1 rRNA gene is annotated in these 237 nt (G+C 55.3%); it reads left to right on the forward strand.

The features are described 5' to 3' along the window. Positions 1-237: ribosomal RNA gene (locus lacNas_RS00625) — 23S ribosomal RNA — on the forward strand; the annotation flags it as partial.

Consider the following 237-nt stretch of genomic DNA (forward strand, 5'->3'; position numbering starts at 1 on the left):
GAGTCAAATGCTTGCTTTCTCAAGGACAAGGCGTGATGAGGAGCGAAATCACAGTAGCGAAGGCTGCGACGTCACACTGCCGAGAAAAGCTTCTAGCCAGAGACGGTGCACCCGTACCGCAAACCGACACAGGTAGTCGAGGAGAGTATCCTCAGGTGAGCGAGAGAACTCTCGTTAAGGAACTCGGCAAAATGGCCCCGTAACTTCGGGAGAAGGGGCGCTGGTCGCAAGATCAGC

The sequence above is a fragment of the Lactobacillus nasalidis genome, assembly GCF_016587775.1.
Taxonomy (GTDB): domain Bacteria; phylum Bacillota; class Bacilli; order Lactobacillales; family Lactobacillaceae; genus Lactobacillus; species Lactobacillus nasalidis.